Genomic DNA, 25352 nt, shown 5'->3' with positions numbered 1-25352 from the left:
AAAGTACTTGAATAGGCTTCGAAGCGTTTCATCACTTTGTGGGGAATATTTTGTGGGGCTGAGTGTGGTACACTTAAGCGGAGGTGAAGAGATGGAACCGTTTATGCAGAGTGGCGCAGCGCCAATGCTGCTGCATCTGGAGCCCTGGCGTGAGCCGTATACAAGCATTACAGCAGGCTTCACCGGCAGAGCAGGCGGCAGCGGCAAAAAACCGTATGACAGCTTCAATTGTGCGTTTCATGTAGGCGATGATCCGGCTGATGTGCTGGCCAACCGCAGGCTGCTGTCCGGGAGTCTGGGCTTCCGGCTTGCAGATTGGACCTGCGGCGAACAGACCCATGGCAAAGAGATCGCCATCGTTACAGAACAGGAACGCGGCCGGGGCAGCCTGGACCGGGCCTCTGCCTTTCAGGCCACAGACGGGCTGCTGACGAATGTGCCCGGGGTGCTGTTGACTTCTTTTTATGCTGACTGTGTGCCGCTGTTCTTCCATGATCCGCTGAAGCAGGTGGTTGGGCTGGCGCATGCGGGCTGGAAGGGAACCGTGGCCCAAATCGCGGCAGCGATGGTGGAGCGTATGGGACAGACGTACGGGAGCCGCCCGGAGGACATACAGGCTGCTATAGGGCCTTCTATTGGAGATTGCTGCTATGAAGTTGATGATTACGTCATGGACCCTGTCCGCCGGCTGGAGGCCGGGCTGAACCTGCCGGATGCGGCGGAAGGCGCGCAGGCTTTATATAGACCATCGGAGACGGACAGCAGCAAAATGCTGCTGAACTTGAAAGAATTGAACCAACGCATTATGATAAAAGCAGGAATATTGCCGACTCATATCGAATGTACAACTTGGTGTACAAGCTGTAACAGTGATCTGTTCTTCTCCTACCGGAAGGAACATGGGGTCACTGGGAGAATGACGAGCTGGATCGGAATAAAGGAGAGTTGAAATTTTGGCCTCGCTACAAGAGAGAATAGCCACTACCCGGGAACGTGTCGCACGGGCCTGCGCGGCCAGCGGCCGGGATGTCAGTGAAGTCAAGGTGATTGCGGTAACGAAATACGTATCGCTGAATACGGTATCCGCTGTATTGGAAGCAGGGCTTGAGGAGATTGCCGAGAGCCGCTGGCAGGATGCGGAGCCGAAATGGAATGCGCTTGGACACAAGGGGATCTGGCACTTTATCGGGCATTTGCAGACGAATAAGGTCAAGGACGTTATCGGTAAATTTCAATATATTCACTCTCTGGACCGGCTGTCGCTGGCCAGGGAGCTGCATAAGAAGGCGGACGCTGCGGGACTTGATGTGAAGGTGTTCCTGCAGGTGAATATCTCCGGGGAAGATACCAAGTTCGGCCTGGCGCCGGAAGCGGTGGAGGGCTTCCTGAAGGAGATCGCCCCGTATGGCCGGGTGAAGGTGGTCGGTCTGATGACGATGGCCCCCCATGAGGAAGACCCCGAGGCAACCCGGCCTGTATTCCGCGGACTCCGCGAGCTGCGTGACCGCCTGAATCTGCTGGGCTTGACACCTGAGCCTATACATGAGCTGTCGATGGGCATGTCGAATGACTTTGAAGTGGCGATACAGGAAGGAGCCACCCGGGTGCGCCTGGGAACGGTATTAGTAGGTCATGAGGAGGGAGAATGATGGGCGTAATGAACCGGTTTATGAGTTTCTTGGGCTTGCAGGAGGAAGAGGAGATTGTGGAGCGGGAGCAAATCTCCCGTGATGAGGACGAATACGAACCCGCCCCTGTAGAAACGCGCAAAAATCAGAGGGCCAACGTCGTCAGCATCCATTCCCAAAAAAATGTGAAGGTTGTGCTCTACGAGCCGCGTTCGTATGACGAGGCCCAGGAGATTGCCGACCATCTGCGTGCACACCGCACCGTAGTGATTAACCTGCAGCGGGTGCGCAATGACCAGGCGATGCGGATTATCGATTTTCTCAGCGGAACTGTTTATGCTCTGGGTGGAGGAATATCCAAAATTGGGGGCAATATATTTATGTGCACACCGGACACCGTGGAGATACAAGGCTCCATTACCGAGATCCTGGGTGACGAGCAAGATTACAACCGAATGAGGTGAGCAGGGTTTGAATGAAATATCTTCAATAATAGACATCCTATTTCAGATTTACTATTACATGATCCTCGTATACATTCTGATGTCCTGGCTGCCGAATCTGCGTGAGAACTTTATCGGCGAGCTGCTGGGCAAGCTGGTGGAGCCGTATCTGGCCCCGTTCCGGAGGATTATCCCTCCGTTGTTTGGCACGCTGGATATTTCCCCGATTGTCGCGATTATCATGCTGCGCTTTGCCGCAGTCGGGCTTCACTCTATCGTAGCCTCGGTCTTCGGCTAATCTGATGAAGAATGAAATCTACGGGCATTTCCACCCGGATGAACGGCCGTTTGTGGACAAGGCCTGGGAGTGGGTCTCGAATGCCGGGGAGTATCATGAGACGAAGCTGACCGAATTTCTGGACCCCCGTCAGTGCTATATTCTGCAAAGTCTGGTGAACCGCCACCCTGATGTGATTGTGCGCTGGGAGGGCGGTTCTTCGGATGCCGAGCGGAAGCGGGCAATGCTGGCTCCGGATTATCGTGACCTCACGGATGAGGATATGGAGCTAAGCGTGCTGGCGATCACCTCAGGCGAACAGAAATTTCTCTCGCTGGAGCATGGGGATTATATGGGAGCAATCCTGGGACTAGGTATCAAAAGAGGCAAAATCGGTGATATACATGTGCTGGAAGACGGCTGTCATGTGGTGGTGGCTGCCGACATCGCGGATTATCTGTCCATCCATTTGACCGGTGTCCACCGGGTTAACGTCAGCACTGAGATCCTGCCGTTATCCGGCCTGCGCAGCAGTGAAGCGAAGCTGGAGGCAATGGAGTTCACGGTGGCATCCCTGCGGCTTGACGGGATTGCAGCGGATGTCACGCGGCTGAGCCGGAGCAAGATTCTTGCCCCGATCAAGGCCGGGCGCGTCCGGGTGAACTGGAAGGTCGAGGAAGATCCATCCTGTTCATTGAAGGACGGGGACATGGTCTCGATTCAGGGCTTCGGACGGTTCAAGGTGCTGGAGATCGGCAGCTTAACCAAGAAGGGCCGTTACCGGATTTTGGTAGGCAAATTTGTCTGAAGTCTTTGCAGGATTACAGCCGTGCTTGTCGAAATTGATAGTCTCAGGGATACACGGACATTTAGCAGGCCGTGCGCCGGTAATTGTCCTTCATCTATAATCTTCACCGAAATTTCTAGGAGGTGCACAGCATGCCATTAACACCGCTCGATATACATAACAAGGAATTCTCCCGGAGAATCCGCGGTTATGACGAAGATGAGGTCAATGAATTTCTGGATCAGGTGATTAAGGATTACGAGAGTGTGATCCGGGAGAATAAGGAACTGCACAACCAGCTGTTAACCCTTCAGGAACGCCTGGATCATTTCGTCAATATTGAAGAGAGTCTGTCCAAGACCATTCTTGTAGCCCAGGAGGCTGCAGATGATGTCAAGAATAACTCCAAGAAGGAATCCCAGCTGATCCTCAAGGAAGCAGAGAAGAACGCCGACCGGATTATCAACGAAGCGTTGTCCAAATCCCGCAAGGTGGCGATCGAGACCGAGGAGCTGCGCAAGCAGGCTTCGATCTATCGTACCCGGTTCCGGACGCTGCTGGAAGCCCAGCTGGAGCTGCTGTCCCAGGATGACTGGAATGCGCTGGAGAGCCGTGAGGTTAGCGAGAACGCGCTCTGAGCCTAAGATGACGGTTAGCTTGTACCCCTAATACACAAAAACTCCTTAGCAGTAGGTCAATCAAGACCTCTGCTAAGGAGTTTTTTTGCGTGAATTTTACACGGGTACGATCACTTTTCCTGTAATGTGGATAGGGCCACTCAGATTAATTTCGCCTTGGAGATCCTCCAGGTTGGAGGCAAAGACTTGAAACGCATAATAGCCTTCAGGAAGATCGGTAAGGATGGTCTGGAACATGGTCGTCATTCGAACCGTCTCATCTTCATCCGCCGGGATGGCGGATTGTTCAGCACTGCCTACGAGGATTCCATCCACAAGTAATTCAAGCAGGAGAGTGGGCTGAACGGGCGGTGTAGCAAACACGTTCGTAACCAACCAGCCAACCGTTGTAGTGAGCTCAACGAAATTGCTTGCAGAAGGAACAGGCATACCGAATTCTAAAATCAGGCGTTGGGTCCCGTCGATTGGAATGGTAGGTCCAAATGATAGATTGGTATTGACACTGCGGGCAAATTCTACGAGGGTTTGCGGCATTTTTTCACCTCCATATTATGGCATAGTTCCATCCTATGATTGGAGTGAATATTATGTTAGAGACAACATCCTATAGGCTGGAAAAATATCGGACTTATGGTGGTGATAGCTATGAATATCCTATTTATAACTTCAGGCTTCCAGGGCGTGTATTCTTTCTTCGAACAGCGTATCACAGAGACTTTACAGAAAGCGGGGCATCATTACAAAGCTTTGCAGCCTGGCAGTGTGTTGAATGAATTGAAGCTTAAACAGCATTTTTGGCAGCCGGAGCTGATTCTGCTTATGGCCGGTCTGAAGATTCCGGAGCCTGTGCTGGAGGGCATCAGACAATCCGGGGTGAAGTCGGCGGTGTGGATGACAGAGGACCCCTATTACATGGATTGGACAGCTCCACTGATTGCTTATTTTGATTATATTTTCACCATTGACCTGGCTGCAGTGGAGCATTATCGGGCTTTGGGCCATCCCCGGGTCTCTCATCTGCCGCTGGGTACAGACCCTAATCTGTTTCACCCTGAAGCCGTATCCGAGGAGTATAGAAGTGATATCTGCTTAGTAGGCGTGCCTTACAGCAACCGGATTGAGCTTATAGAAGCCTTACTGGCAGGCACAGCCTATCAGATTCAGCTGGTAGGGCGGGGGTGGAGCCGGTACTACCATGAATGGAAGCACAACGCTAAGTGCAATGTGGAGCTGGCGAATGCCTGGGTCCCGCCGGAGACGGCAGCTAAGTTTTACAACGGGGCGAAGATTGTGCTGAATATTCACCGGCCTTCGGCTGAGAAGTACAACCGTAACCGGGCAGGGATTATCGCCACAAGCATCAACAACCGTACCTTCGATGCGGCCGCCTGCGGAGCGTTTCTGCTTACCGATTATAGAAGCGGGCTCCGTGAACAGTTTGAGGAAGGGCAACAGGTGGTTTCGTATCAGGATAAGCATGATTTGCTGCAAAAGATTCATTACTATATGGCGCATGACGAGGAGCGCAGACGGATTGCTGAAGCAGCGAGGCAGCAGGTGCTGGCGGCCCATACCTTTGAACACCGGATACATGATTTGTTAAGGAACGTGCAAGCCTGATAGACGGATTTACCGGACCTGATAGACGCTTAACAGCCATGCTGTTAGGCGTTTATTCAGGTTTGCCATAGATTCAGAGCCGCATTCTGTCCTCCATTTGAAAATTTAGTCTTCTAACCTATACCGTTTCGAAGAAGGATACATATGATAGCAAGTAAACAGCGAGGGAGGTATTCGATTGCCAAAAGTAACGATCGTCATGACCAGCTACAATAAGGCCGCATATATCGCAAAGTCCATTGAATCCATTCTCAATCAGACACTCACAGACTTTGAATTCTACCTGATGGATGATAACTCGAATGAAGAGACCCTCAAAGTCATCGAGCCTTATCTGAAGGATAAGCGCATCCGCTTCATGAAGAGCGACATTCAGACCCTGGAACAAAGAGTGGAGAAGGTCAGATATTCCGCGCTGATCAATCAGGCCCTGCAACAAGCGAAGGGAGAGTATATCTCCTATGCTACGGATGACAACTGTTACAGAAATACTAGACTAGAGCAGATGGTGGACTATCTGGAGGAGAACCCCGAGGTAATGATTGCCTATTCTGCATCACTGGTCAACTACTTGAATGAAGAGAATGAAGTGACCCGAAGCCAGCTAAGACCCGCCAAAAAAATCGTTTCGGTGGCCCCTTGCGTCATCGATCATTGCTCCATCCTGCACAGAAGCTCCATTCTTCCGGTCATTCAAGACAAGTTCGGTTCCTACTGGGATGAGAATCCGGAGTTTTATAGAATTGGCGATGGCCGGTTCTTCTGGCGGCTGAACCAGTTCTGGGATTTCTACCCGGTTGACGAAGTTCTGGATGATAACTACATCACCGAGCTGTCGATTCACTATCAATTGCAGCACCAGGAGAAGAGCCAGTTCATTCAGATGCTGCCTCCGCAGCGAACCTGCAAGGAGCTGAGAGAAGAGCTGAAATTAATGAAGCAGAAGCCGTAAAGAAAGAAGCTTCCAATTAAGCAAGCGTCAAGGAGGGAAACGGATTGTCCATCTATCTGTCCAATTACTGGTCGCTCTATAGTGAATTTATCCATGTTGCGCAGGACCTGAAGTACAGGAATATCCCTCTGGCCCTGATGACGAACTTCTATCAACAAATCAATGATGAGCTTAGAAGCAAGATGGGGAGCAGCGATTTCAGGCTGAAGCTGGAGCATTCCAGTATTCATGAGCAGCACCAGATCCAGCCTTTCTTTGAAAAGATGGTTGCGCCGCTCTATCAGCCTGTGAAGTCCAATCTGCAGGGCAAAATACTGATTAATCTGGACTATATCAGAATGTCGGAGCAAACGATCAGCGAGCATTTCAGCGGGGATTCAGCCATGATTCTATCCCGCTCAAGAGCAACCGAGCTGTTTGGAATCCCTAATGTATACAGCCTGGGCTACAAGCAGGACACCAAGGCTGCTGCGGAGGAGCTGGTCCACAAGGCATCTGAGCTGTTCGCCAAGACGGAAGGGCATCCTGCGTTCAGCAATGAATTTTTTACCCAGACCTTCCTGAACCGGATTCCTTCCATTGTAGATACCATTGAAATGGTATTCAATCTTTACAATGAGCTGCCGGTGGCCGCTGTAATGGTAGGCACGACAGAAGATGTAGCCAGCCGGACGCTCGCTGTGGTTGCAGGAATCAAGGGAATTCCCAGTGTATGCCTGCAGCACGGAATTCTGATGGGAGAGGAAGCATTCATCCCTGTGTTCTCCAGTCATATCGGAATCTACGGGCAGTATGAACACGACTGGTATGTGCGCAGAGGGCTTGAAGCGGAGCGGATCGTGATTACCGGCCATGCCCGTTATGATGATATTTTTGCATCCAGGTCTACGGACATAGATTCTTTTCGGGAGACCTACTCGCTTGATCCTCATAAAATCACCTTGTTAATCGCTACCGGACCGACGCTGGATGAACACAAGATCCGCACATTGCTCACCCAGTTGGCCTCACAACCGCAGTTCCAGTTGATTATCAAGCCCCATCCCTGGGAGCTGTCCAAGAAGCTGATCTCGCTGTATACCGAGTATGAAGAAGAATATAGCAATGTTCATGTGGTGACCGACAGAAAGGCAGATACCCGTGAGCTGATTATGAACTCAGACGCTGTGGTCGCTACTCTCTCCACGGTTGCGCTGGAAGGTCTTCTGTTCGGCAAGCCCGTATTTGTCTACAAATTCATTCAGGCCAACCGAGAATATGATTACTATGATGCCCTAGACCGCTATATTCAACAAGAACCGTCCGATTTAACCCAAATCATCGCCCGCTACTATTCCAGCAATATAGAGAAATTAAACTATGAGAAGATCAAGAAGAAGTTTTTGGAGCAATCCTATCAGATTACGCACTCCGGCAAAGCGCTAGCGGATCTGATGGACCGCTTGATCCAGGGAAGCGGGAATCGATGAAGCGGGAGGTGAAGAGAGTGTTTTTCCGGAATAAAAGGATTCTGGTCATTGGCGGAACCGGCACCATCGGGAAAAGTATTGTGAAGCTCCTGCTGAAGCAGGAGCCCCAGGTCATCCGGATTCTCAGCAGAGATGAATATAAGCAGTTCGAGCTCCAGGATGAGCTGCAGCGGAACACAAAGCTGAGCTATCTGATCGGTGATGTCCGGGATTATGACCGTGTGCTGGCTGCGATGGAGGATATAGATTATGTGTTCCATACCGCTGCCATGAAGCATGTATCCTTCTGTGAATATAACCCGTTCGAGGCCGTACTTACGAATATTGTCGGCACCCATAACGTGATTCAGGCAGCGAAGCAACAGAATGTACTCAAGGTAGTCTTTACCAGTACGGATAAAGCCATTTCGCCGACCAATAATTACGGAGCCACCAAGCTGTCTGCAGAGAAGCTGATTTCCTCTGCCGTCACCTCGGGAGGCTCCAGCCAAACGGTGTTCTGTACCGTGCGGTTCGGGAATGTGATGGGCTCCAGAGGGTCGGTCATTCCCTTGTTTGTGAAGCAGGCCAGAGAAGGCAGAGCGATTACGGTAACGGATCTGTTGATGACCCGGTTCATGATGACGCTGGAGCAGGCGACCCGGCTCACTGTTCAGTCCCTGCAGCTTGCCAAGGGCGGCGAGACTTTTATTCTGAAGATGCCTGTAATCAGGCTGAAGGATCTGGCTGAGGTTGTGGCCGAGGAGACGCCGAAGAAATATGGCATCGGCCCGTCTGCGGTGAAGATTCTGGAGGTTGGCCTGAAGCCGGGCGAGAAGCGGTACGAAGAGCTGATGACGCATGAGGAATCCCTAAGCGCTTATGAATTGCCGGATGTCTATATTGTCCCTTCCCCCTATGCTGCACCGCAGTCATACCGGGAGGCTGGCACACCGAAGCCGGGCACCTACAGCTCCGAAGGAGAGATCCCGCTGACCAAGGAGCAGGTAAGAAAGCTGGCATTGGAACAAAATCTAATCTAGTGGAGGCTACTATGAATATACTTGTAACCGGAGGTACAGGCTTCATCGGCAGATGGGTGGTTGGACGTTTGTTAAAGGATGGACAAAGGGTATGGGTAATCGATAACCTGGCGAATTCCACCCTGGAAAATCTGAAAGAGTATGAAGATAGCGAGTATTTGCAGAAGGTGCAGGTCATGGACCTTAAGAATAGAGAGGCCTTGAAGGCACTTTTCCGGGAGACCTCCTTCGACCTGTGCTACCATCTGGCGGCCAGCATTAATGTGCAGGACAGCATAGATGATCCTGAGACCACGTTCAACAATGACACGCTGGCCACCTTCTATCTGCTGGAGGAATGCCGCAAGCAGCAGGTGAAAATGGTCTTCATGAGTACCTGCATGGTCTACGCCAGAGCGGCAGATGCGCAGGGAATTGACGAGCAGTCTCCCATCAAGCCGGCTTCCCCCTATGCCGGTGCCAAGATCGCTGCGGAGAATATGGTCTTATCCTATTTCTACGCTTATGACCTGCCGGTGGTCGTTGTAAGACCGTTCAACACTTATGGTCCTTACCAGAAGACCGGCGGCGAAGGCGGCGTTGTGGCGATCTTCATTCACAGCAAATTAAAGGGTCAGCCGCTGAATATCTACGGGGACGGCACCCAATCCCGGGATTTATTATATGTGGAGGATTGTGCTGACTTCGTGGTGGAAGCGGGCTACAGCGACAAGCTGCACGGAGAAATTATCAATGCAGGCACCGGTAAGGATATTACCGTCAATCAATTGGCCGAGCTTATTGCAGGCGGGCAGGCTCCTGTCCATCATGTTCCCCATATTCACCCGCAGAGCGAGATCCAGAAGCTGTTATGCAATTACCGCAAGGCAGAGAAGCAATTGTCCTGGACGCCCAAGGTACCGATTGAAGAGGGCATCCGCAAGACAGAGCAATGGATTCTGGAGACCTTCCACCGAAAGGAGCCGTTAGAGTCATGAGTAAAAGCAAACTGGCCATTGACGGCGGAAAGCCTGTACGTGCCCACTACCTGCCGTATGGAAGACAGATGATCGATGAAGAGGATATTGAGTCTGTGGTCAAGGTGCTGCAAAGTGATTATTTGACCAGCGGACCGGCCATTGAAGAATTTGAGGCAGAGATCGCAGCGTTTACAGGGGCTAAATATGCGGTGGCCTTCTCCAGCGGAACAGCGGCATTGCATGCGGCCTGTTATGCCGCCGGGATTGGCGAAGGGGATGAGGTGATTACGACGCCCATGACTTTTGCCGCCACCGCAAACTGTGTGCTGTATCAGGGAGGCGTACCGGTATTCGCGGATATCGACCCGCTGACGTATAATATTGATCCGCGGCGGATCAGGGAGCTGATTACCCCGAGAACGAAGGCGATTATCCCGGTCCATTTCACCGGTCAGCCCGCTCAGCTTGATGAGATCCTGCAGATTGCCCGGGAGCATAACCTGATCGTCATTGAGGATGCCGCCCATGCGCTGGGTGCCAAGTATAAGCATACGAGCATCGGGGCGATCGGCGATATGACTATGTTCAGCTTCCATCCTGTAAAGCATATAACAACGGGAGAAGGCGGAATGATCACGACCAATAACCCGGCGTATTATGAGAAGCTGCTGCAGTTCCGTACCCATGGCATCACAAGGGATGAGCGCAAGTTAAGGGAGAATCACGGACCCTGGTATTATGAGATGCAGTTCCTCGGCTATAACTACCGGATCACAGATATACAGACTTCACTTGGCATCTCCCAGTTACGCAGAATCGGGAGCTTCATCGAGAAGCGCAAGCAGCTTGCCGCCTTGTATCTGCAAGAGCTGAGCGCCACCGAGGAGCTCATTCTTCCGCATCAGCTTCCAGAGTCGGAGTCGAGCTGGCATCTGTTCATTGTCAGACTTCAGCTCTCCAAGCTGACGGCTACGAGGAAGACGGTCTTTCAGGCGCTGCAAAAGGAAAATATCGGGGTAAACGTCCACTACATTCCCGCTTATCTGCATCCGTACTACGAAAGCTTGGGGTTCAAGAAGGGGATCTGTCCGGTCGCGGAAAGCTGCTACGAAGAATTCATTACGCTCCCGCTGTATGCGGGCATGGACCCTGAGGATGTGATGGATGTGGTCACTGCGGTCAAGAAGGTGATCCGCCACTATTCCAACTCTGGAAGAAGGAAGTGAGCCAGGTGGCCAAGGTGAAGGTGATTGCCGAGATTGCCAATGCCCATATGGGCGACCCCGGCCGGCTGCGGGAGATGATTCTTGCAGCGGCAAGCAGCGGCGCAGACGGGGTGAAATTCCAGTGGTTCCATTACGACAGCCTAGCGGTGCCGGATTTCATCCACTATCAGACGTATATCGATTTGTTCATCGGTAAGCAGCAATGGGCCGAGGCTGTGCAGCTTGCCAAAGATCTGGGACTGGAGGTATGGGTGGATCTGTACGATGAATGGGGCGCCGGGCTGCTTGCGGAGCTTGAGGGTCAGGTGGACGGCTTGAAATTACCCTCAACCGTATTGCAGTCGGCCCCTTTGATTCAAGCTCTGTACAAGTTCGATAAGCCTTTACTCGTCGGCATAGGCGGCTGGCTGGAGGGGGAAATGGATACCCAATTATCCCGCCTTCGCAGCCATTACACAGGCCCAATCGTGCTAATGCTCGGGTTCCAGGGGTATCCGACCCGGACGGAGGATTCCAATCTCAGCCGTATCGCCCATCTCAAGCAAACCTATCAGCTGGAGGTAGGCTTCGCGGACCATGAGGATGCCGATCATGACATGGCGGTCGATCTTCCTGTCTATGCCTATCTGCTGGGTGCAAGTGTCATCGAGAAGCATCTCACCCTGAACCGTGCGGAGAAAGGCATTGACTATTATTCGGCGCTTACGCCGGAGGAATTCAGGCGGATGGTAGATAAGCTGCGCCAAGCAGAGTGTGTACAGGGCAGTCTCGACATCGGGGAACCGGAAAGAAGGTATCTGGAGGATTCCTCCTTAAGAATAGTCTCCCGCCAAGAGCTGCGTCCGGGTGAAATCATCACGCCTGAGAGCATATGCTATAAACGTTCCTCTGTGCCGGATGCCTTCATGGCCCGCGATGCTTCCGTACCCTTCCCTATGATCGCAACGACAGCGATTCCTGCGAACACGCCCCTCACACCGGAGAAGGTAAAAGCACCCAAGATCTGCATTGCCGTCATCTGCCGGTTGAAATCCACCCGGCTCCGCCGCAAGGCGCTGCGCGAGATTCACGGGATTCCAGCGATTGAAAGATGCCTGATGAACTGTCTGGCTGTCCCTGGCGGCTACGAGGTGGTTCTGGCCACCTCGGATCTTCCGGACGACCAGCCGCTTACCGCCTTCACCCTGAACCATCAGGTGAAGGTGGTCACCGGAGATCCGGATAATGTGGCCGCAAGAATGCTGAGCGTGGCTGAAGCGTCCCAAGCGGATATCGTAGTCCGTGTCACCGGCGATAATCCGGCCATCTCCCCGGAGATGCTCAAGGTTCTGATAGACCGGCATCTGGCAAGCGGTGCGGATTTCACCTACGCCAAGGAATCAACTATGGGTACAGTGGGGGATGTATTCACTGTGGAAGCGCTGAGAAGACTGCTGCGCTATGCCAATCCGCTTACGCATGCGGAGTATCTGTCCTTTTACTTCTTCAACAATCCGCATCTCTTCAACATCAATGCTGTGGACCTGCCTGCGGAGTGGGTGCATCCCGAGTGGCGGTTAACGATGGACGAGATTCAGGATCTGGAGCTGTTTGAGACCATCTACCAGGCACTGGATATAGGGGCAAGACCGCTGTACTTTGAAGAATTGAAGGGATTCCTGCTAGAGCACCCTGAGGTGGCTGAGAAGAACAGGGGCACCCTGGTGAAATGGCGGGATGATACGGAGCTGGTCAAGGAGATAAATGAAGCAACCACCCTGAAGAAGGGATTATAACGAGTTAGCGAGGCTTCGGATGATGATGAATAGAGCCAGCCTTGTGCTGGGAACGGCCCAGTTGGGCGGAAATTACGGAATTGCGAATGTGGCCCTCAATCGTTCTGTACAACAGAGTAATGAACTGCTCCAATATGCGCTCTCCTCGGGGATTGGTTATTTGGATACCGCACCGGGATACGGGGACAGCGAATCTATGATTGGAGATTGCCTGGAAGGTGCAGAGCCGCGGAGCCGGCCGCAGATTGTGACGAAGCTCCCTTCCGTCCAGCGGTTAGGGCTGCACACGGAGGAAGCGCGGAGGAGGCTCGTCACCTCTTCCGTCCGCTCTTCCCTGAACCGGCTGAAGTGCGCTGCGCTGGATGTCTGTCTCTTGCATGATCCGCTGGACATGTCCTACCAGGACGGCGAGATTCTGCGCATGCTGCAGGAGCTGAAGCAGCAGCAGCTGATCCGCAGAATCGGTGTGTCCGTCTATGACGCGGAGGATACTCAGTTATTCTTAAGCATGGAGGGGCTGGACAGCATTCAAATTCCGCTGAATGTGTGGGACCAGCGGTGGATAGCGAATGGAATGCTGGAGCGGCTCGCCCGGAAGGGAACAGAACTGTTCGTCCGCAGTGTCTATCTGCAAGGCCTGCTGCTGATGGCACCGGAGCAGCTTCCGGCCGGGCTGAAGCAGGCGGAGCAGCCGTTATTAGAATTAATCAGCTTCAGCAAGGAGACGGGAATACCGGTTAAAGAGCTGTGCTTCCTCTATGTGAGGGATCTTCCGGGGGTATCCGGGATAGTGATTGGTTGTGAGACGGTGGAGCAGGTGCGGGAGAACCTGCGGATGATGGCTTTGCCCCCTCTGAGCCGGGCGGTGAGGCAGAAGCTTGGTGAATCCTTTACGGATATTCCTGCAGAGATCATTGACCCCAGGAGGTGGAACTAATCCCATGCGTACCCTTCAAGAATTATTTAATCTGCAAGGCAAGGCAGCGGTGGTGACCGGAGGTGCCGGTTATCTGGGCACTGCCATAGCAGAGGGACTGGCTGAGGCAGGCGCGGCAGTCTATCTGGTCAGCTCGAACGGGCAGCGCTGCAAGGAGGCTGCGGAGGCCATTGCCCGCACCACCGGAGCAGCCTGCTTCGGCAAGGCTATGGATATCCGGCAGGAGGCCTCTGTCAGACAATGCGTTCAGAGTATCGCCGAAGAGGCTGGCACCATAGATATCTTAGTCAATAATGCTGCGTTCAGTTCAGCGGCCAGTCTGGCGGACATGAGTGAAGAGCAGTGGCTGACCGGGCTCGACGGGACGATCAACGGAACCTTCAGATGTGTCAAGGCCGTCTTGCCCTATATGGTTGAACAAAAGGGGGGCTCGATCATTAATGTCTCCTCGATGTACGGGCTGGTCTCGCCAAACCCGGAGGTCTACGGTGACAGCGGGATGGATAATCCCGCCAATTACGGGGCAGGGAAAGCGGCGATCGGCCAATTTACCCGGTACATTGCCTGCCACTTCGGGCAGCACGGAATCAGAGCCAATACGGTATCGCCCGGGCCATTTCCCAGTGCAGCGGTTCAAGCCGATCCGCAGTTCATCCGGCAGCTGGAGCGGAAGAACCCGCTGGGCAGGATCGGCACTCCTGAAGATTTGAAGGGAGTGATGGTGTTCCTGGCCTCCGCCGCCTCAAGCTATGTTACAGGTGAGAATATCTCTGTTGACGGAGGCTGGACTGCATGGTAAACACAGCATCTAACGCGATGAATATATGGATTCGGGCCGACTCCTCTTATTCTATGGGCACGGGCCATATCATGCGCTGCCTCACACTTGCCGCCGGGCTTGCCGCCAGAGGGGGCCGGATCTCGTTCATTTGCCGCGATCTGCCGGGGAATCTGGCAGACTATATCAGGGGCCGGGGCTATACTGTTCATCTGCTGCCGCCCCCGGTTGATCCGTCATACGCTGCATTCTGGCTGCAGGTGGACTGGCGAACCGATGCGCTGGAAACGGCACGGCTGATTGAGATGTCTGCTCCTGTGGATTGCCTCATTATTGACCATTACGGGATTGATAAGCGGTGGGAGACCATGGTGCAGGAGAAAGTGAAGAAGCTGGTGGCCATTGATGATCTGGCGGACCGCCCGCATCAATGCGATCTGCTGCTGGACCCCAATCCTTCCGCTTCCATAGACCGCTATCAGGGGCTGGTTCCCGCTTACTGTACGAAATTGACAGGCACCTGCTATACGCTGCTCCGGCCTGAATTCCGCGCGGCTAAGCGGGGGCTGGCTGAACGTGATGGAAGCATAAGCCGGGTTCTGGTGTTTTTTGGCGGCACAGATCCTACAGGTGAGACTATCAAAACCTTACAAGCCCTAAAGAGCCCTGCCTTGGCTAACCTGCATCTGGATGTCGTTGTAGGCGGAATGAACCGCCGCAAGGAAGACATCGCCGCGTTATGCCGCGGGCTGCCGCTGGCCAGCTTCCACTGTCAGATTGATTATATGGCAGCATTAATGCAGAAGGCGGACATCTCCATTGGAGCAGGAGGAAGTACGACCTGGGAGCGATGTTACCTGGGCTTGCCTTCGCTGTGCATTATTACAGCGGATAATCAACGGCAGATCACGGCCTTGGTGCATGCGCAGGGGGCTGCATATTGCCTGGGGAAGAGTAGCGAGGTGACCCCGCAAGGGATTGAGCAGGGGCTCAAGGCTATGCTGGCCGCCCCGCCCCGGGTACGGGCCATGTCTGAGCAGGCGCTCCGCCTGATGGGCGAGGATAAATGGGATGAGGTCATAGACAGGATTATGGGAGGGGACTATGGCAAATCTGAATGACTATAGGCTTGAGCAGCCGGGCCAGGAGCATAGCCGGCGGATATGGGAATGGCGCAATGCCGATCATATCAGGCCTTATATGAATCATGACGGGATGATTCCGCTTGAAGAGCATCACCGCTGGATGAATGCGGTAGCCGGGGATACCAGCAGACTGCTCCGAATCTGTTATTATCTGGACACACCGGTAGGCTTCGTTCAGTTCTCGCAGATTGACAGGAGTCACAAGACCTGTGAATGGGGCTTTTATATAGGAGAGAAGAACAGTCCACCCGGCTCCGGCACGAGGATGGGCATCCTGGCGCTGGACCATATTTTCCGGGAAGAGAAGCTCAGTAAGGTATGCGCGCAAATTCTGGATTTCAATCAGCGTAGCTTGTCCTACCATCACAAATTAGGCTTCGTTACGGAAGGCCGGCTATGCAGGCAACGGATCAGAAATCATCAGCCTGTGGATGTGGTGCTGATGGCCCTGTTCCGGGAGGATTGGGAGAAGCATAGGCTACGGCTGACAAAGGAGGAAACGACAGGCCATGAAGGAAATCAAGATCGGTAACCGCCGCATCGGCAGCGGGCATCCGCCTTTTGTAATCGCTGAGATGTCCGGTAATCATAATCACTCACTGGAGCGTGCGCTGGAGCTGGTTCAGGCCGCAGCCCGGGCGGGCGCACATGCGTTCAAAATCCAGACCTATACGCCGGACACCATGACGCTTAATCTGCAGGACAAGGATTTCATGATTGGGGCTTCGAACGGACTCTGGAAGGGGAAATCGCTGTATGAGCTGTACGCTGAAGCGTATACTCCCTGGGAGTGGCATGAGCCTATCTTTGCTTCGTGCCGGGCACTCGGGATGATTCCGTTCAGCACCCCGTTCGACGAGACCTCGCTCGAATTCCTGGAGACGCTCGGAGTCGACTGCTATAAGATTGCTTCCTTTGAAAATAATGATATTCCCTTATTGCGAAAGGTAGCCTCCAAAGGTAAGCCGATGATCATCTCGACCGGAATGGCCTCGCTTGGCGACATTGAACAGGCGGTCCAGACCATAACCGAAGCCGGCTGCCGGGAATATATCCTGCTCAAATGCACCAGCAGCTATCCGGCATCGCCCGAAAATACCAACCTCAACACCATTCCCTATCTGCGCGACGTATTCCGTTGCCAGGTGGGCCTGTCCGACCATACCCTGGGCGTAGGAGCCGCCGTAGCAAGCGTAGCCCTGGGCAGCACCGTTATCGAAAAGCACTTCACCCTAAACCGCGCAGAAGGCGGGGTAGATGCGGCATTCTCCCTGGAGCCTGCGGAATTTGCTTCCCTGGTCCGGGAGACGGATACGGCCTGGAAGGCGCTCGGCGGCGTCTCCATCGGCCCCACCCCGGAAGAAGAGAAATCCCTTCAATTCAGACGTTCCATCTATACCGCCAAGGACATCAAGGCCGGGGAACTGCTGACTGCGGAGAATATCAAAGTCGTCCGTCCCGGCTACGGCCTCGCCCCCAAGTACTATGATCTGCTTCTTGGCAAACGCCTGAGAACCCATCTGCCCATCGGCACCCCGCTGAGCTGGGAGCTGCTGCTGTAATCGGCTGTTGTCATCCGTCTTGACAATTGGGGAGAAAACGTCTATAACTAGAACATATCTGTATCCATTGAATCTAAATTCGATGACGGGACAAGTACGATAAGGTAACGTTCTCCAGAGAGTCGGTGCTTGCTGCGAGCCGATCGTTCACGCCTTACCCGAAGATCCTCCCCTAGAAGCTAAGCTGAAGCGTGTATACGTGCGTAGGCTCCGCCGTCTGCCGGACGTTATCCCGGACCCGTATGGCTATCTGTTGCCGGCGGACTGAGATTGTACTGAATTCACACCCCTTAGGATGTGCGTGAAGTGCAAATTAGGGTGGTATCGCGAGCGCTGTCTCGCCCCTTTGGGGGCGGGGCAGCGCATTATTTTTTTATCCCCCTAAATCCCCCTTCCAAGGGGGACCCCAAGGGCTGGCCGCCCTCTGGACACCCGCAACAAGTGCTTATCGAGGTTGGAGAGGCGTCCGCGGAAGGGGGGAAATTTGTTCGGTGTAGGACCGGCCCTTCTTAGGCTGCCCTATCGGGTACGCCTGCGGGGGCCTTGACTGACAAAGGCAAGACCCCGGGCCCAGCCCGGCCAAGTAGCTGCCCTCCGGGATCGCGGGCCGGGGGCCCAAGAGCTAACGGCAAAGACCCCGGGCCTTGCCCGGCCAAGTAGCTGCCCTCCGGGTTCGCAGGCCGGGTGGCCCAAGAGCCAACGGCAAGCCCCCCGTCCAGTGCTGCCCTCCGGGATCGCGGGCCGGGTGGCCCAAGAGCTAACGGCAAAGACCCCCGTCCAGTGCTGCCCTCCGGGTTCGCAGGCCGGGTGGCCCAAGAGCTAACGGCAAGCCCCCGGCCAAGTAGCTGCCCTCCGGGATCGCGGGCCGGGTGACCCAAGAGCCAACGGCAAGCCCCCGGCCAAGTAGCTGCCCTCCGGGTTCGCGGGCCGGGTGGCCCAAGAGCTAACGGCAAGCCCCCGGCCAAGTAGCTGCCCTCCGGGTTCGCGGGCCGGGCGGCCCAAGAGCCAACGGCAAGCCCCCCGTCCAGTGCTGCCCTCCGGGATCGCGGGCCGGGTGACCCAAGAGCCAACGGCAAGCCCCCGGCCAAGTAGCTGCCCTCCGGGTTCGCGGGCCGGGTGGCCCAAGAACAAACGGCAAGCCCGTCCAGTGCTGCCCTCCGGGTTCGCGGGCCGGGAGGCCCAAGAGCCAACGGCATGGACCCCGGGCGGAAGCCCGGCGCTCCAGCGCAGTTAAGGCCCCGCAGGCGTACCCGTAGGGCAGCCTAAGAAGGGCCGATCCACCGTCGAAGTAATCCTTCCCGTCCGCGGACACCCCTCCAAGCACAATGTACTTACCTGCGGGTGTCCAGAGGGCAGCGCCCTTGGGGCCCTCCCTTGGCGAAGGGAGGGTTTGGGAGGGATCGAAAAGCTTGGATAGGTTTAGGGTAGAAATATTTTATTTTAAAAGAAGGCTCGGATGAAATCCGAATAAAGTTTAAGACTAAACGAAAGGATTGAACATCATGCATAAGGTAGACGTCAAAGAAAAAGCCCGGGCCAGAGATGTCCGGATCTTGAAGAAATGGAGCGAGGAGAACACGTTCCGCAGATCGATGGAGAACCGTGAGGGACGCCCGAACTATGTGTTCTATGAAGGACCGCCGACCGCGAACGGGGTGCCGCATATCGGGCATGTGCTGGGCCGGGTCATCAAGGATTTTATCGGCCGCTATCAGACCATGAAGGGCTTCCGCGTCATCCGCAAAGCGGGCTGGGATACGCACGGCCTGCCGGTAGAGCTCGGAGTGCAGAAGAAGCTCGGCATCTCCGGCAAGCAGGATATCGAAGAATACGGCGTGGAGAAGTTCATCAAGGAATGTAAAGCAAGTGTATTCGGCTATGAGAAGCAGTGGCGGGAATTCACGGAAGCGATCGGCTATTGGACCGATCTGGATAACCCTTACGTTACGCTGGACAATACGTACATTGAGAGCGTGTGGAATATCCTGGCTACGGTGCATGAGAAAGGCCTGATGTACCGGGGGCACCGCGTCAGCCCGTACTGCCCCAGCTGTCAGACGACCCTCAGCTCCCATGAAGTAGCGCAGGGGTATAAGACGGTTAAAGATCTGAGTGCTACCGCCAAGTTCAAGCTGGACGGCAGCGGCGATTATGTGCTGGCCTGGACCACTACGCCTTGGACGCTTCCGGCGCACATGGCGCTGGCGATGAACCCGGCTATGGAATATGTGCGTGCACAGCAGGAAGACGGCGTGTATGTGCTGGCGAAGAATCTGGTGGACGAAGTGCTGAAGGGCGAGTACACCATCCTGTCTACGCATACAGGCGCTGACTTTATCGGTCAGAGCTATGCTCCGCCGTTCGGTTATATCAAGGCTGAGAAGCATAATGTGATTGTAGGGGCCTCATTTGTAACGGATTCCAGCGGTACCGGGATTGTACATATGGCTCCGGCGCACGGGGAAGACGACTATAAGAGCTGCCGCGAGAATGGCATCAGCTTCGTGAATGTAGTAGATACTTCCGGTAAATATACCAGTGTAGTGAGCGATTTTGCCGGACGGTTCGTGAAGGATTGCGATCTGGATATCGTGAAAATGCTGTCCGAACGCGGACTGCTCTACCATAAAGAGAAATACGAGCACAGTTATCCGTTCTGCTGGCGCTGCGATACTCCGCTGCTCTATTACGCAACAGACAGCTGGTTCATCCAGACGACTGCGATCAAGGATCAGCTGATTGCCAACAACAATAGTGTGGACTGGTACCCGGATCATGTGCGCGAAGGACGCTTCGGGAAGTTCCTGGAGGAACTGGTAGACTGGAACATCAGCCGCAACCGCTACTGGGGCACACCGCTTAACGTATGGGTCTGCCAGGATACCGGCAAGGAATTCGCACCGCACAGCATTGCTGAACTGAGATCGATGGCCATCGGGGAAGTGGCAGAGGATATCGAGCTGCATAAGCCATATGTGGACAATATCAAGCTGCGCAGTCCGTTCAGCGAAGGCGGCGTCATGGTCCGTACCCCGGAAGTGATTGACGTCTGGTTCGACAGCGGCTCCATGCCGTTCGCGCAGAGTCATTATCCGTTCGAGAATCAGGACCGGTTCGAAGACCAGTATCCGGCGGATATGATCTGTGAAGGGATCGACCAGACGCGCGGCTGGTTCTACAGCCTGCTGGCGGTATCGACCCTGTTCACGGGCAAAGCGCCGTACAAAGCGGTCATCGCCCACGGCCACATTTTCGATGAGAATGGCCAGAAGATGTCCAAATCCAAAGGCAATGTTATCGACCCGTGGGAGATCATGAACGAATACGGCACGGATGCCTTCCGCTGGGCCATTCTGTCCGACAGTGCGCCGTGGAACAACAAGCGCTTCTCGCGCGGTCTGGTGGGAGAGACGAAGTCCAAGGTTGTAGATACACTGGTGAACACCCATGCGTTCCTGACGCTGTATGCCGGGATCGACGGCTATGATCCTGCGGATTACCCGTTCAAGGTGTCTGAGCATAAGCTTGACCGCTGGATTCTGTCCCGTCTGAACAGCCTGATCGTGCTGGTGGATAAGGGACTGGCCGTGAACGATTTCGTCAACACCTCCAAGGCTATTGAGAACTTCGTGGATGAGCTGAGCAACTGGTATATCCGCCGTTCCCGTGACCGGTTCTGGGGCAGCGGGCTGGGTGAAGAGAAGCTGGATGCTTACCGTACCCTTACACATGTCTTGCTGACTACAGCCAAGCTGATGGCTCCGTTCACTCCGATGCTGTCCGAGGATATCTTCACGAATCTGGGCGGCGGGGAGAGCGTACATCTGGCAGATTATCCGGAAGCGGACGAGAACCTGATCGACCTAGCGCTGGAAAAAGATATGGAGTACGCCCGCGGCATCGTCGAGCTGGCCCGCAACGTCCGCAACGAGAGCGGCATCAAGACCCGCCAGCCGTTGTCCGAGCTGATTGTCTCCATCCCTGACAACTTCAACGTGGCGGATTATGAAGAGCTGATCAAAGACGAGATCAACGTCAAACATATCGTCATCGAGCACAGCGACAGCGGCTTCGTAGACTTCACCCTGAAGCTGAACCTGAAGGTGGCGGGCAAGAAATACGGCAAGAGCGTCGGCTTCCTGCAAGGCTTCCTGAAGGCGATGGACAGTGACGCTACCCGCAAAGCGGTACAAGAGGGCGTCATCGCCATTGTGTCACCGGACGGGGAAGAGCTGCAGATTACGTCCGAGGAACTGCTGGTCGAGAAGCAGGCCAAACCAGGCTTTGCCTCCGCTTCCGGCTATGGACTGACCGTGGCCCTGAATACGGAAATCACGCCGGAGCTGGTACAGGAAGGCTGGGTACGCGAAGTCGTACGTGCGGTACAGGATTACCGCAAACGTCTGGATCTGCCGATTGACAAGCGGATTGCCCTGACACTGCATGTTGATGACGAGCTGAAGGCGGCGGTGACCGCATTCGAGCATGTACTGCGTGAGAATGTACTGGTGACTACGGTTGATTTTGACGGAGATTATACCTATGAGACGGTGGATGCCGGCGGCAAGAGCATCGGTATTCATATCGGCGCTTAACCCCGGAATAGACGCGCATATCCTGCATTACTTGTCCCTGCATGGCATATACTAGCCGCAAAGGAAAAGTTTCCACGGGTTAGAATGCAAATGACGAGCCCTGTGCTTGAAGAGAGAATTCTCTTTGACCGGGCTCGTTTGTTTTGCGGTGTACAGACAACCAGGAGGTGCAGGGGCATGGGTGGAGGGAACAACGGGAAGTTTCCTGCGGAGCAGCCGCAGCGGCCGGAAGGACCGGGCAGAATATCGATCAGAACCACGGACAGAGGCAGCAGCAGGGAGGAAGCCCCGCAGGAGGAGCAGAAGTCCCGGCATTCAGCAGCAGGTCCAGTAGGGAAAACAGACCAGAAGACAGGATACCCTGAGCACAATCTGCAAGCCTCTTCCTCTCCCAAGCCTGCAAGGGCTGGCACAGCAGCCGTTGATCCGGCCGCTCTTCCGCCGGAAGAGAAGCTGAACGCCCTGTACCGGATGACCACGAGTCTGGCCCAGCAGATGGAGAAATCACGGATCTCGGAATACACCGAGCTGCTGTATTCCCCGTTCCGGCTGATCTGGCTGAACATCCTCTCCGGCGTGGCCAGGGGGCTGGGGATTGCGCTCGGGTTTACTTTTTTTGCGGCGACGATTATTTATGTGCTTCAGGTGCTGGGTGCGCTGAATCTGCCGATTATCGGCGATTATATCGCAGACATTGTGCGGATTGTCCAGCACCAGCTGGAGCTGAAGACGTTCTGAGCGTGGATGAACAGGAAAGAACCCCACAATGGTGGGGTCTTGCGATTAGCAGGAAGTGGAACAGGGTTCCAAGACAAGCACAGGGATAGTTGTAGAATGTACACCTAAATGCTGCGAAATAGCCTGATTTAGACGGATAACTGTAATCTGTACAACTAAATTCGCCTAAAGAGGACCAAACTTAGAGAACAAGGCTTTTTAAATGTACGGAATGCAACTACCACGAGATATAGCGTATAAATCAGATGTTTTAGCTGTACAAAGTACAATTAAGCCTCTCCAGCTCTCTCATCGGATCATTCCTAACCCAATGCCAAGTATTAGCTGGGCATGGTTTGTGCTCATTTGCTGTGCAAGCCCTGCTACCTCCGTTCTTTCCGGGTCGGGTCCAGCAGATAGTCGCCTTCTTCGTCGTCCATATAATGGCGGTAGCTGTTGCCCTTGATGATGGTCAGATGATTACCGGTAATGTCGGTGGCCACGAAATTCTCCCAGGGCTCCACGAAGCCTTCGGTCTCGTCTGCTTCAATCTCCATATCATTGTAAGAGCCGATGTTGCTGCCCTCAGCCATCGCAGGGGAATCCGAGTTGCCCCAGCTCTCCACGATCTGCCAGGCATCCTCGCCATCGAACCCGTTCTGGTCTTCACGCTCATCCAGACTGGTGCGGCCAAACGGCGGAGACAGCAGCTCCTCCTCGGCCGGCCGGGTAAAAGGAGCACTCTGACGGGGGGCATGTTCTTTCGTGTAGCGGGTAGAGGGAAGGGCGGCCAGACGCTCATAGGGAATCGGTTCGCCGCTGGCGATGCAGATGCCGTAGGTTCCTTCGTCCATCGCCCTCAGGGCTGATTCAATATCGTCCAGCTCATGCTCATCGCGCTCCAGCAGGGAGATATCCATGGAACGGTTATACAGCTCTGTGGCAGCATCGCCGGGATGGTTATCGATTTCGGACAGCTCTCCGGTGTTGTCCCGCATCGCCTCCTGCAGTCCATATTGTCCGCTGCTCTTCAGCCTCTGCTTAATGTCCTCCTGCTGCTGGAGGAGAGTAGTGCGCAGCCCGGAGAGCTGCTGTGGTGTCAGATGGCTCATTGCTGTGGCCCCTTTCGGTTCTTCTTAAGGATAGCTTGGCCTCCGGGGCCCTTTTTTAGCGATGGCAAATAGTGCCCGGACATTACAGATCCGAGTGTCCATGCCATGGACGGTATCTTGAGGCCTGTGCTACAATATACAAGTCTTTATACAGTATTCGTACCGCGAAGCCGCGGGAAAAATAAGAACGGAGTGACAACTTCTGTGGTGTACTTTCTGATTGCGCTAATTGTATTTTTGATTGACCAGGGTACCAAATATCTGATTGCCACCCGGCTGGAGCTCGCAGAGCAAATTCCGGTGATCAAGGATTTCTTCATTATTACGTCCCACCGCAATCGTGGAGCCGCTTTTGGAATTCTGGAGGGACAGCAGTGGTTCTTCATCGTGATTACGGTAATCGTTGTATGCGGAATCGTCTGGTACCTGAACAAGGCCCGCAAAACCCGCAAGCTGCTGCCAACCGCGCTGGCGCTGGTTCTTGGGGGAGCGGTCGGCAACTTCCTGGACCGGATTCTAAGCGGTGAGGTTGTGGATTTCCTGATGTTCAATTTCGGCAGCTATACGTTCCCGATCTTCAACGTGGCCGATTCTTGTATCGTGGTCGGGGTAGGTCTGATTATTCTGGATACGCTGCTGGAAGTGAAGGGCGAACAGGAAGTCACCGAGGTGAAGGAGTCACAGGAAGTCAAAGAAGGGAATGAATGATTTGAACAAAGACGTCAAGGAGCTGGCGGATTCTGGCGCCCCCGAGGAAGACAGAGACGTCACCGAATGGATCGTTGCCGCCGAGAATGCGCGGGAGCGGATTGATAAATACATTACGGAGGCCTGGGAGGACGAGATTTCCCGCTCCCAGATCCAGCTATGGATCAGCAGCGGCCATGTAGTGGTGAACGGCTCGCCGGTCAAAGCTAACTACAAGCTGAATGAAGGCGATAAGGTAACCGTTACCGTGCCGGAACCCGAGGTTACGGATCTGATCGCACAGGATATTCCAATTGAAGTGGCTTATGAAGACAGTGATGTGATTGTAGTGAACAAGGCGCGCGGTATGGTCGTGCATCCGGCAGTGGGACATCCCTCCGGCACCCTGGTCAATGCGCTGATGTATCACTGCAAGGACCTCTCCGGCATTAACGGCGAGATCCGTCCGGGTATTGTCCACCGGATCGACAAGGATACCTCCGGTCTGATTATGGCAGCCAAGAATGACGCCAGTCATGCTTCGCTGTCTGCCCAGCTTAAGGAGCACAGCGTGACCCGCCGCTATATTGCAGTGGTGCACGGCAATCTGTCCCATGACAAGGGAACCGTAGATGCTCCGATCGGCCGTGACCCGCATGACCGCAAGCTGTATACGGTAACCGAGAAGAACAGCAAGCGGTCCGTGACGCATTTCACCGTATTGGAGCGGTTGGGCGACTGCACGCTGCTGGAGCTTCAGCTTGAGACGGGGCGGACGCACCAGATCCGTGTCCACATGAAGTTCATCGGCCATCCGCTGGTGGGTGATCCGATCTACGGGCGCAGCAAGGGAACCACCATGAACGGACAAGCCCTGCATGCAGCGGTCCTGGGGTTTGTGCATCCTTCTACAGGCGAGTACAAGGAGTTCAGTGCGCCGATTCCGGCGGATATGGAAGAATTGCTATTTACGCTGCGCAGCAGATAAGTACAAATCAATAGATTATAAATCCATGGTACACA

Annotated in this window: 24 protein-coding genes; 22 read left to right on the top strand and 2 right to left on the bottom strand. The window is 54.3% G+C overall.

What is annotated here, in order from left to right; all coding sequences use genetic code 11:
• The first annotated feature begins 91 nt into the window (after positions 1-91).
• The 6 genes from pgeF to MHH28_RS14035 all read left to right on the top strand — a co-directional run bounded on the left by pgeF (position 92) and on the right by MHH28_RS14035 (position 3773).
• The gene (gene pgeF / locus MHH28_RS14060; RefSeq protein WP_405115871.1) at positions 92-949 is read left to right on the top strand and encodes a peptidoglycan editing factor PgeF; all 858 of its coding nucleotides are present in this window, start codon (positions 92-94) and stop codon (positions 947-949) included.
• A gap of 4 nt (positions 950-953) precedes the next feature.
• On the top strand, positions 954-1649 hold the full coding sequence (locus MHH28_RS14055) for a YggS family pyridoxal phosphate-dependent enzyme (RefSeq protein ID WP_405115869.1): 696 nt from the start codon (positions 954-956) through the stop codon (positions 1647-1649).
• Positions 1649-2092 (top strand): cell division protein SepF, encoded by a 444-nt coding sequence (locus MHH28_RS14050; protein ID WP_405117081.1) that lies wholly within the window; start codon positions 1649-1651, stop codon positions 2090-2092. Before MHH28_RS14055 ends, MHH28_RS14050 begins: the two co-directional genes overlap by 1 nt.
• A 7-nt stretch (positions 2093-2099) precedes the next feature.
• A complete protein-coding gene (locus MHH28_RS14045) occupies positions 2100-2369 on the top strand; it encodes a YggT family protein (RefSeq protein ID WP_036724260.1) in 270 nt (89 codons plus the stop codon).
• A gap of 4 nt (positions 2370-2373) precedes the next feature.
• Complete coding sequence (locus tag MHH28_RS14040) at positions 2374-3156, top strand: RNA-binding protein (protein WP_405115867.1); 783 nt, start codon at positions 2374-2376, stop codon at positions 3154-3156.
• Positions 3157-3287: 131 nt separating this feature from the next.
• Positions 3288-3773 carry a DivIVA domain-containing protein gene (locus tag MHH28_RS14035; RefSeq protein ID WP_036690176.1) on the top strand — a complete coding sequence of 162 codons (486 nt, stop codon included), beginning with the start codon at positions 3288-3290 and terminating at the stop codon, positions 3771-3773.
• 96 nt (positions 3774-3869) lie between these two features.
• Here the strand turns inward: MHH28_RS14035 and MHH28_RS14030 are convergent, their stop codons facing one another.
• On the bottom strand, positions 3870-4307 hold the full coding sequence (locus MHH28_RS14030) for a hypothetical protein (protein ID WP_405115865.1): 438 nt from the start codon (positions 4305-4307) through the stop codon (positions 3870-3872).
• Between the two features lie 111 nt (positions 4308-4418).
• Between MHH28_RS14030 and MHH28_RS14025 the strand changes: the two genes are divergently transcribed.
• From MHH28_RS14025 to MHH28_RS13960, 14 genes are all read left to right on the top strand, one after another.
• The gene (locus MHH28_RS14025) at positions 4419-5393 is read left to right on the top strand and encodes a glycosyltransferase (RefSeq protein WP_405115863.1); all 975 of its coding nucleotides are present in this window, start codon (positions 4419-4421) and stop codon (positions 5391-5393) included.
• A 178-nt stretch (positions 5394-5571) separates the two neighbouring features.
• A complete protein-coding gene (locus tag MHH28_RS14020; protein WP_405115861.1) occupies positions 5572-6345 on the top strand; it encodes a glycosyltransferase family 2 protein in 774 nt (257 codons plus the stop codon).
• Positions 6346-6389: 44 nt separating this feature from the next.
• The gene (locus MHH28_RS14015) at positions 6390-7814 is read left to right on the top strand and encodes a CDP-glycerol glycerophosphotransferase family protein (protein ID WP_405115859.1); all 1425 of its coding nucleotides are present in this window, start codon (positions 6390-6392) and stop codon (positions 7812-7814) included.
• A gap of 17 nt (positions 7815-7831) precedes the next feature.
• The gene (locus MHH28_RS14010) at positions 7832-8836 is read left to right on the top strand and encodes an SDR family NAD(P)-dependent oxidoreductase (protein ID WP_405115857.1); all 1005 of its coding nucleotides are present in this window, start codon (positions 7832-7834) and stop codon (positions 8834-8836) included.
• Positions 8837-8847: 11 nt separating this feature from the next.
• Complete coding sequence (locus tag MHH28_RS14005; protein ID WP_405115855.1) at positions 8848-9813, top strand: dTDP-glucose 4,6-dehydratase; 966 nt, start codon at positions 8848-8850, stop codon at positions 9811-9813.
• Positions 9810-11021 carry a UDP-4-amino-4,6-dideoxy-N-acetyl-beta-L-altrosamine transaminase gene (gene pseC / locus MHH28_RS14000; protein ID WP_405115853.1) on the top strand — a complete coding sequence of 404 codons (1212 nt, stop codon included), beginning with the start codon at positions 9810-9812 and terminating at the stop codon, positions 11019-11021. The genes MHH28_RS14005 and pseC overlap by 4 nt, the downstream gene beginning before the upstream one ends.
• 5 nt (positions 11022-11026) lie before the next feature.
• Complete coding sequence (locus MHH28_RS13995; protein ID WP_405115851.1) at positions 11027-12796, top strand: N-acetylneuraminate synthase family protein; 1770 nt, start codon at positions 11027-11029, stop codon at positions 12794-12796.
• Between the two features lie 19 nt (positions 12797-12815).
• On the top strand, positions 12816-13733 hold the full coding sequence (locus MHH28_RS13990) for an aldo/keto reductase (RefSeq protein WP_405115849.1): 918 nt from the start codon (positions 12816-12818) through the stop codon (positions 13731-13733).
• Between the two features lie 4 nt (positions 13734-13737).
• Entirely contained in the window at positions 13738-14532 is a 795-nt protein-coding gene (locus tag MHH28_RS13985; RefSeq protein WP_405115847.1) for an SDR family oxidoreductase, read from the top strand.
• Positions 14533-14549: 17 nt separating this feature from the next.
• Positions 14550-15632 carry a UDP-2,4-diacetamido-2,4,6-trideoxy-beta-L-altropyranose hydrolase gene (pseG, locus tag MHH28_RS13980; protein WP_405115845.1) on the top strand — a complete coding sequence of 361 codons (1083 nt, stop codon included), beginning with the start codon at positions 14550-14552 and terminating at the stop codon, positions 15630-15632.
• The gene (pseH, locus tag MHH28_RS13975; protein ID WP_405115843.1) at positions 15616-16188 is read left to right on the top strand and encodes a UDP-4-amino-4,6-dideoxy-N-acetyl-beta-L-altrosamine N-acetyltransferase; all 573 of its coding nucleotides are present in this window, start codon (positions 15616-15618) and stop codon (positions 16186-16188) included. Before pseG ends, pseH begins: the two co-directional genes overlap by 17 nt.
• A complete protein-coding gene (gene pseI, locus MHH28_RS13970; RefSeq protein ID WP_405115841.1) occupies positions 16166-17218 on the top strand; it encodes a pseudaminic acid synthase in 1053 nt (350 codons plus the stop codon). The genes pseH and pseI overlap by 23 nt, the downstream gene beginning before the upstream one ends.
• A 1502-nt stretch (positions 17219-18720) precedes the next feature.
• The gene (gene ileS, locus MHH28_RS13965; protein WP_405115839.1) at positions 18721-21813 is read left to right on the top strand and encodes an isoleucine--tRNA ligase; all 3093 of its coding nucleotides are present in this window, start codon (positions 18721-18723) and stop codon (positions 21811-21813) included.
• A gap of 453 nt (positions 21814-22266) precedes the next feature.
• Positions 22267-22551 carry a DUF5665 domain-containing protein gene (locus tag MHH28_RS13960; RefSeq protein ID WP_340995684.1) on the top strand — a complete coding sequence of 95 codons (285 nt, stop codon included), beginning with the start codon at positions 22267-22269 and terminating at the stop codon, positions 22549-22551.
• A 362-nt stretch (positions 22552-22913) separates the two neighbouring features.
• On the opposite strand, the gene MHH28_RS13955 is transcribed toward MHH28_RS13960, so the two are convergent.
• Positions 22914-23642, bottom strand: coding sequence for a TraR/DksA C4-type zinc finger protein (locus MHH28_RS13955; RefSeq protein WP_405115837.1), 729 nt, complete (start codon positions 23640-23642; stop codon positions 22914-22916).
• A gap of 204 nt (positions 23643-23846) precedes the next feature.
• Here MHH28_RS13955 and lspA point away from each other — a divergent pair, with 204 nt between their 5' ends.
• Both lspA and MHH28_RS13945 read left to right on the top strand, forming a co-directional pair.
• The gene (gene lspA, locus MHH28_RS13950; RefSeq protein ID WP_405117079.1) at positions 23847-24350 is read left to right on the top strand and encodes a signal peptidase II; all 504 of its coding nucleotides are present in this window, start codon (positions 23847-23849) and stop codon (positions 24348-24350) included.
• Complete coding sequence (locus MHH28_RS13945; protein WP_405115835.1) at positions 24343-25317, top strand: RluA family pseudouridine synthase; 975 nt, start codon at positions 24343-24345, stop codon at positions 25315-25317. The genes lspA and MHH28_RS13945 overlap by 8 nt, the downstream gene beginning before the upstream one ends.
• Positions 25318-25352 lie beyond the last annotated feature (35 nt).

The organism is Paenibacillus sp. FSL K6-1217 (assembly GCF_045040735.1).
GTDB lineage: Bacteria > Bacillota > Bacilli > Paenibacillales > Paenibacillaceae > Paenibacillus_AQ.
The sequence above is the reverse complement of the archived record's forward strand: the minus strand, read 5'-3'. Positions and strand labels throughout refer to the sequence as shown.

Coding starts and splice junctions, on each gene's coding strand:
- pseC (WP_405115853.1), top strand. CDS start 9,810: ATGAGTAAAAGCAAACTGGCCATTGACGGCGGAAAGCCTGTACGTGCC.
- MHH28_RS14035 (WP_036690176.1), top strand. CDS start 3,288: ATGCCATTAACACCGCTCGATATACATAACAAGGAATTCTCCCGGAGA.
- pseI (WP_405115841.1), top strand. CDS start 16,166: ATGAAGGAAATCAAGATCGGTAACCGCCGCATCGGCAGCGGGCATCCG.
- ileS (WP_405115839.1), top strand. CDS start 18,721: ATGCATAAGGTAGACGTCAAAGAAAAAGCCCGGGCCAGAGATGTCCGG.
- MHH28_RS14025 (WP_405115863.1), top strand. CDS start 4,419: ATGAATATCCTATTTATAACTTCAGGCTTCCAGGGCGTGTATTCTTTC.
- MHH28_RS14030 (WP_405115865.1), bottom strand. CDS start 4,307: ATGCCGCAAACCCTCGTAGAATTTGCCCGCAGTGTCAATACCAATCTA.
- MHH28_RS13945 (WP_405115835.1), top strand. CDS start 24,343: ATGAATGATTTGAACAAAGACGTCAAGGAGCTGGCGGATTCTGGCGCC.
- pseH (WP_405115843.1), top strand. CDS start 15,616: ATGGCAAATCTGAATGACTATAGGCTTGAGCAGCCGGGCCAGGAGCAT.
- MHH28_RS14040 (WP_405115867.1), top strand. CDS start 2,374: ATGAAGAATGAAATCTACGGGCATTTCCACCCGGATGAACGGCCGTTT.
- MHH28_RS14050 (WP_405117081.1), top strand. CDS start 1,649: ATGGGCGTAATGAACCGGTTTATGAGTTTCTTGGGCTTGCAGGAGGAA.
- MHH28_RS14005 (WP_405115855.1), top strand. CDS start 8,848: ATGAATATACTTGTAACCGGAGGTACAGGCTTCATCGGCAGATGGGTG.
- MHH28_RS13985 (WP_405115847.1), top strand. CDS start 13,738: ATGCGTACCCTTCAAGAATTATTTAATCTGCAAGGCAAGGCAGCGGTG.
- MHH28_RS13955 (WP_405115837.1), bottom strand. CDS start 23,642: ATGAGCCATCTGACACCACAGCAGCTCTCCGGGCTGCGCACTACTCTC.
- pgeF (WP_405115871.1), top strand. CDS start 92: ATGGAACCGTTTATGCAGAGTGGCGCAGCGCCAATGCTGCTGCATCTG.
- MHH28_RS13990 (WP_405115849.1), top strand. CDS start 12,816: ATGATGATGAATAGAGCCAGCCTTGTGCTGGGAACGGCCCAGTTGGGC.
- pseG (WP_405115845.1), top strand. CDS start 14,550: ATGAATATATGGATTCGGGCCGACTCCTCTTATTCTATGGGCACGGGC.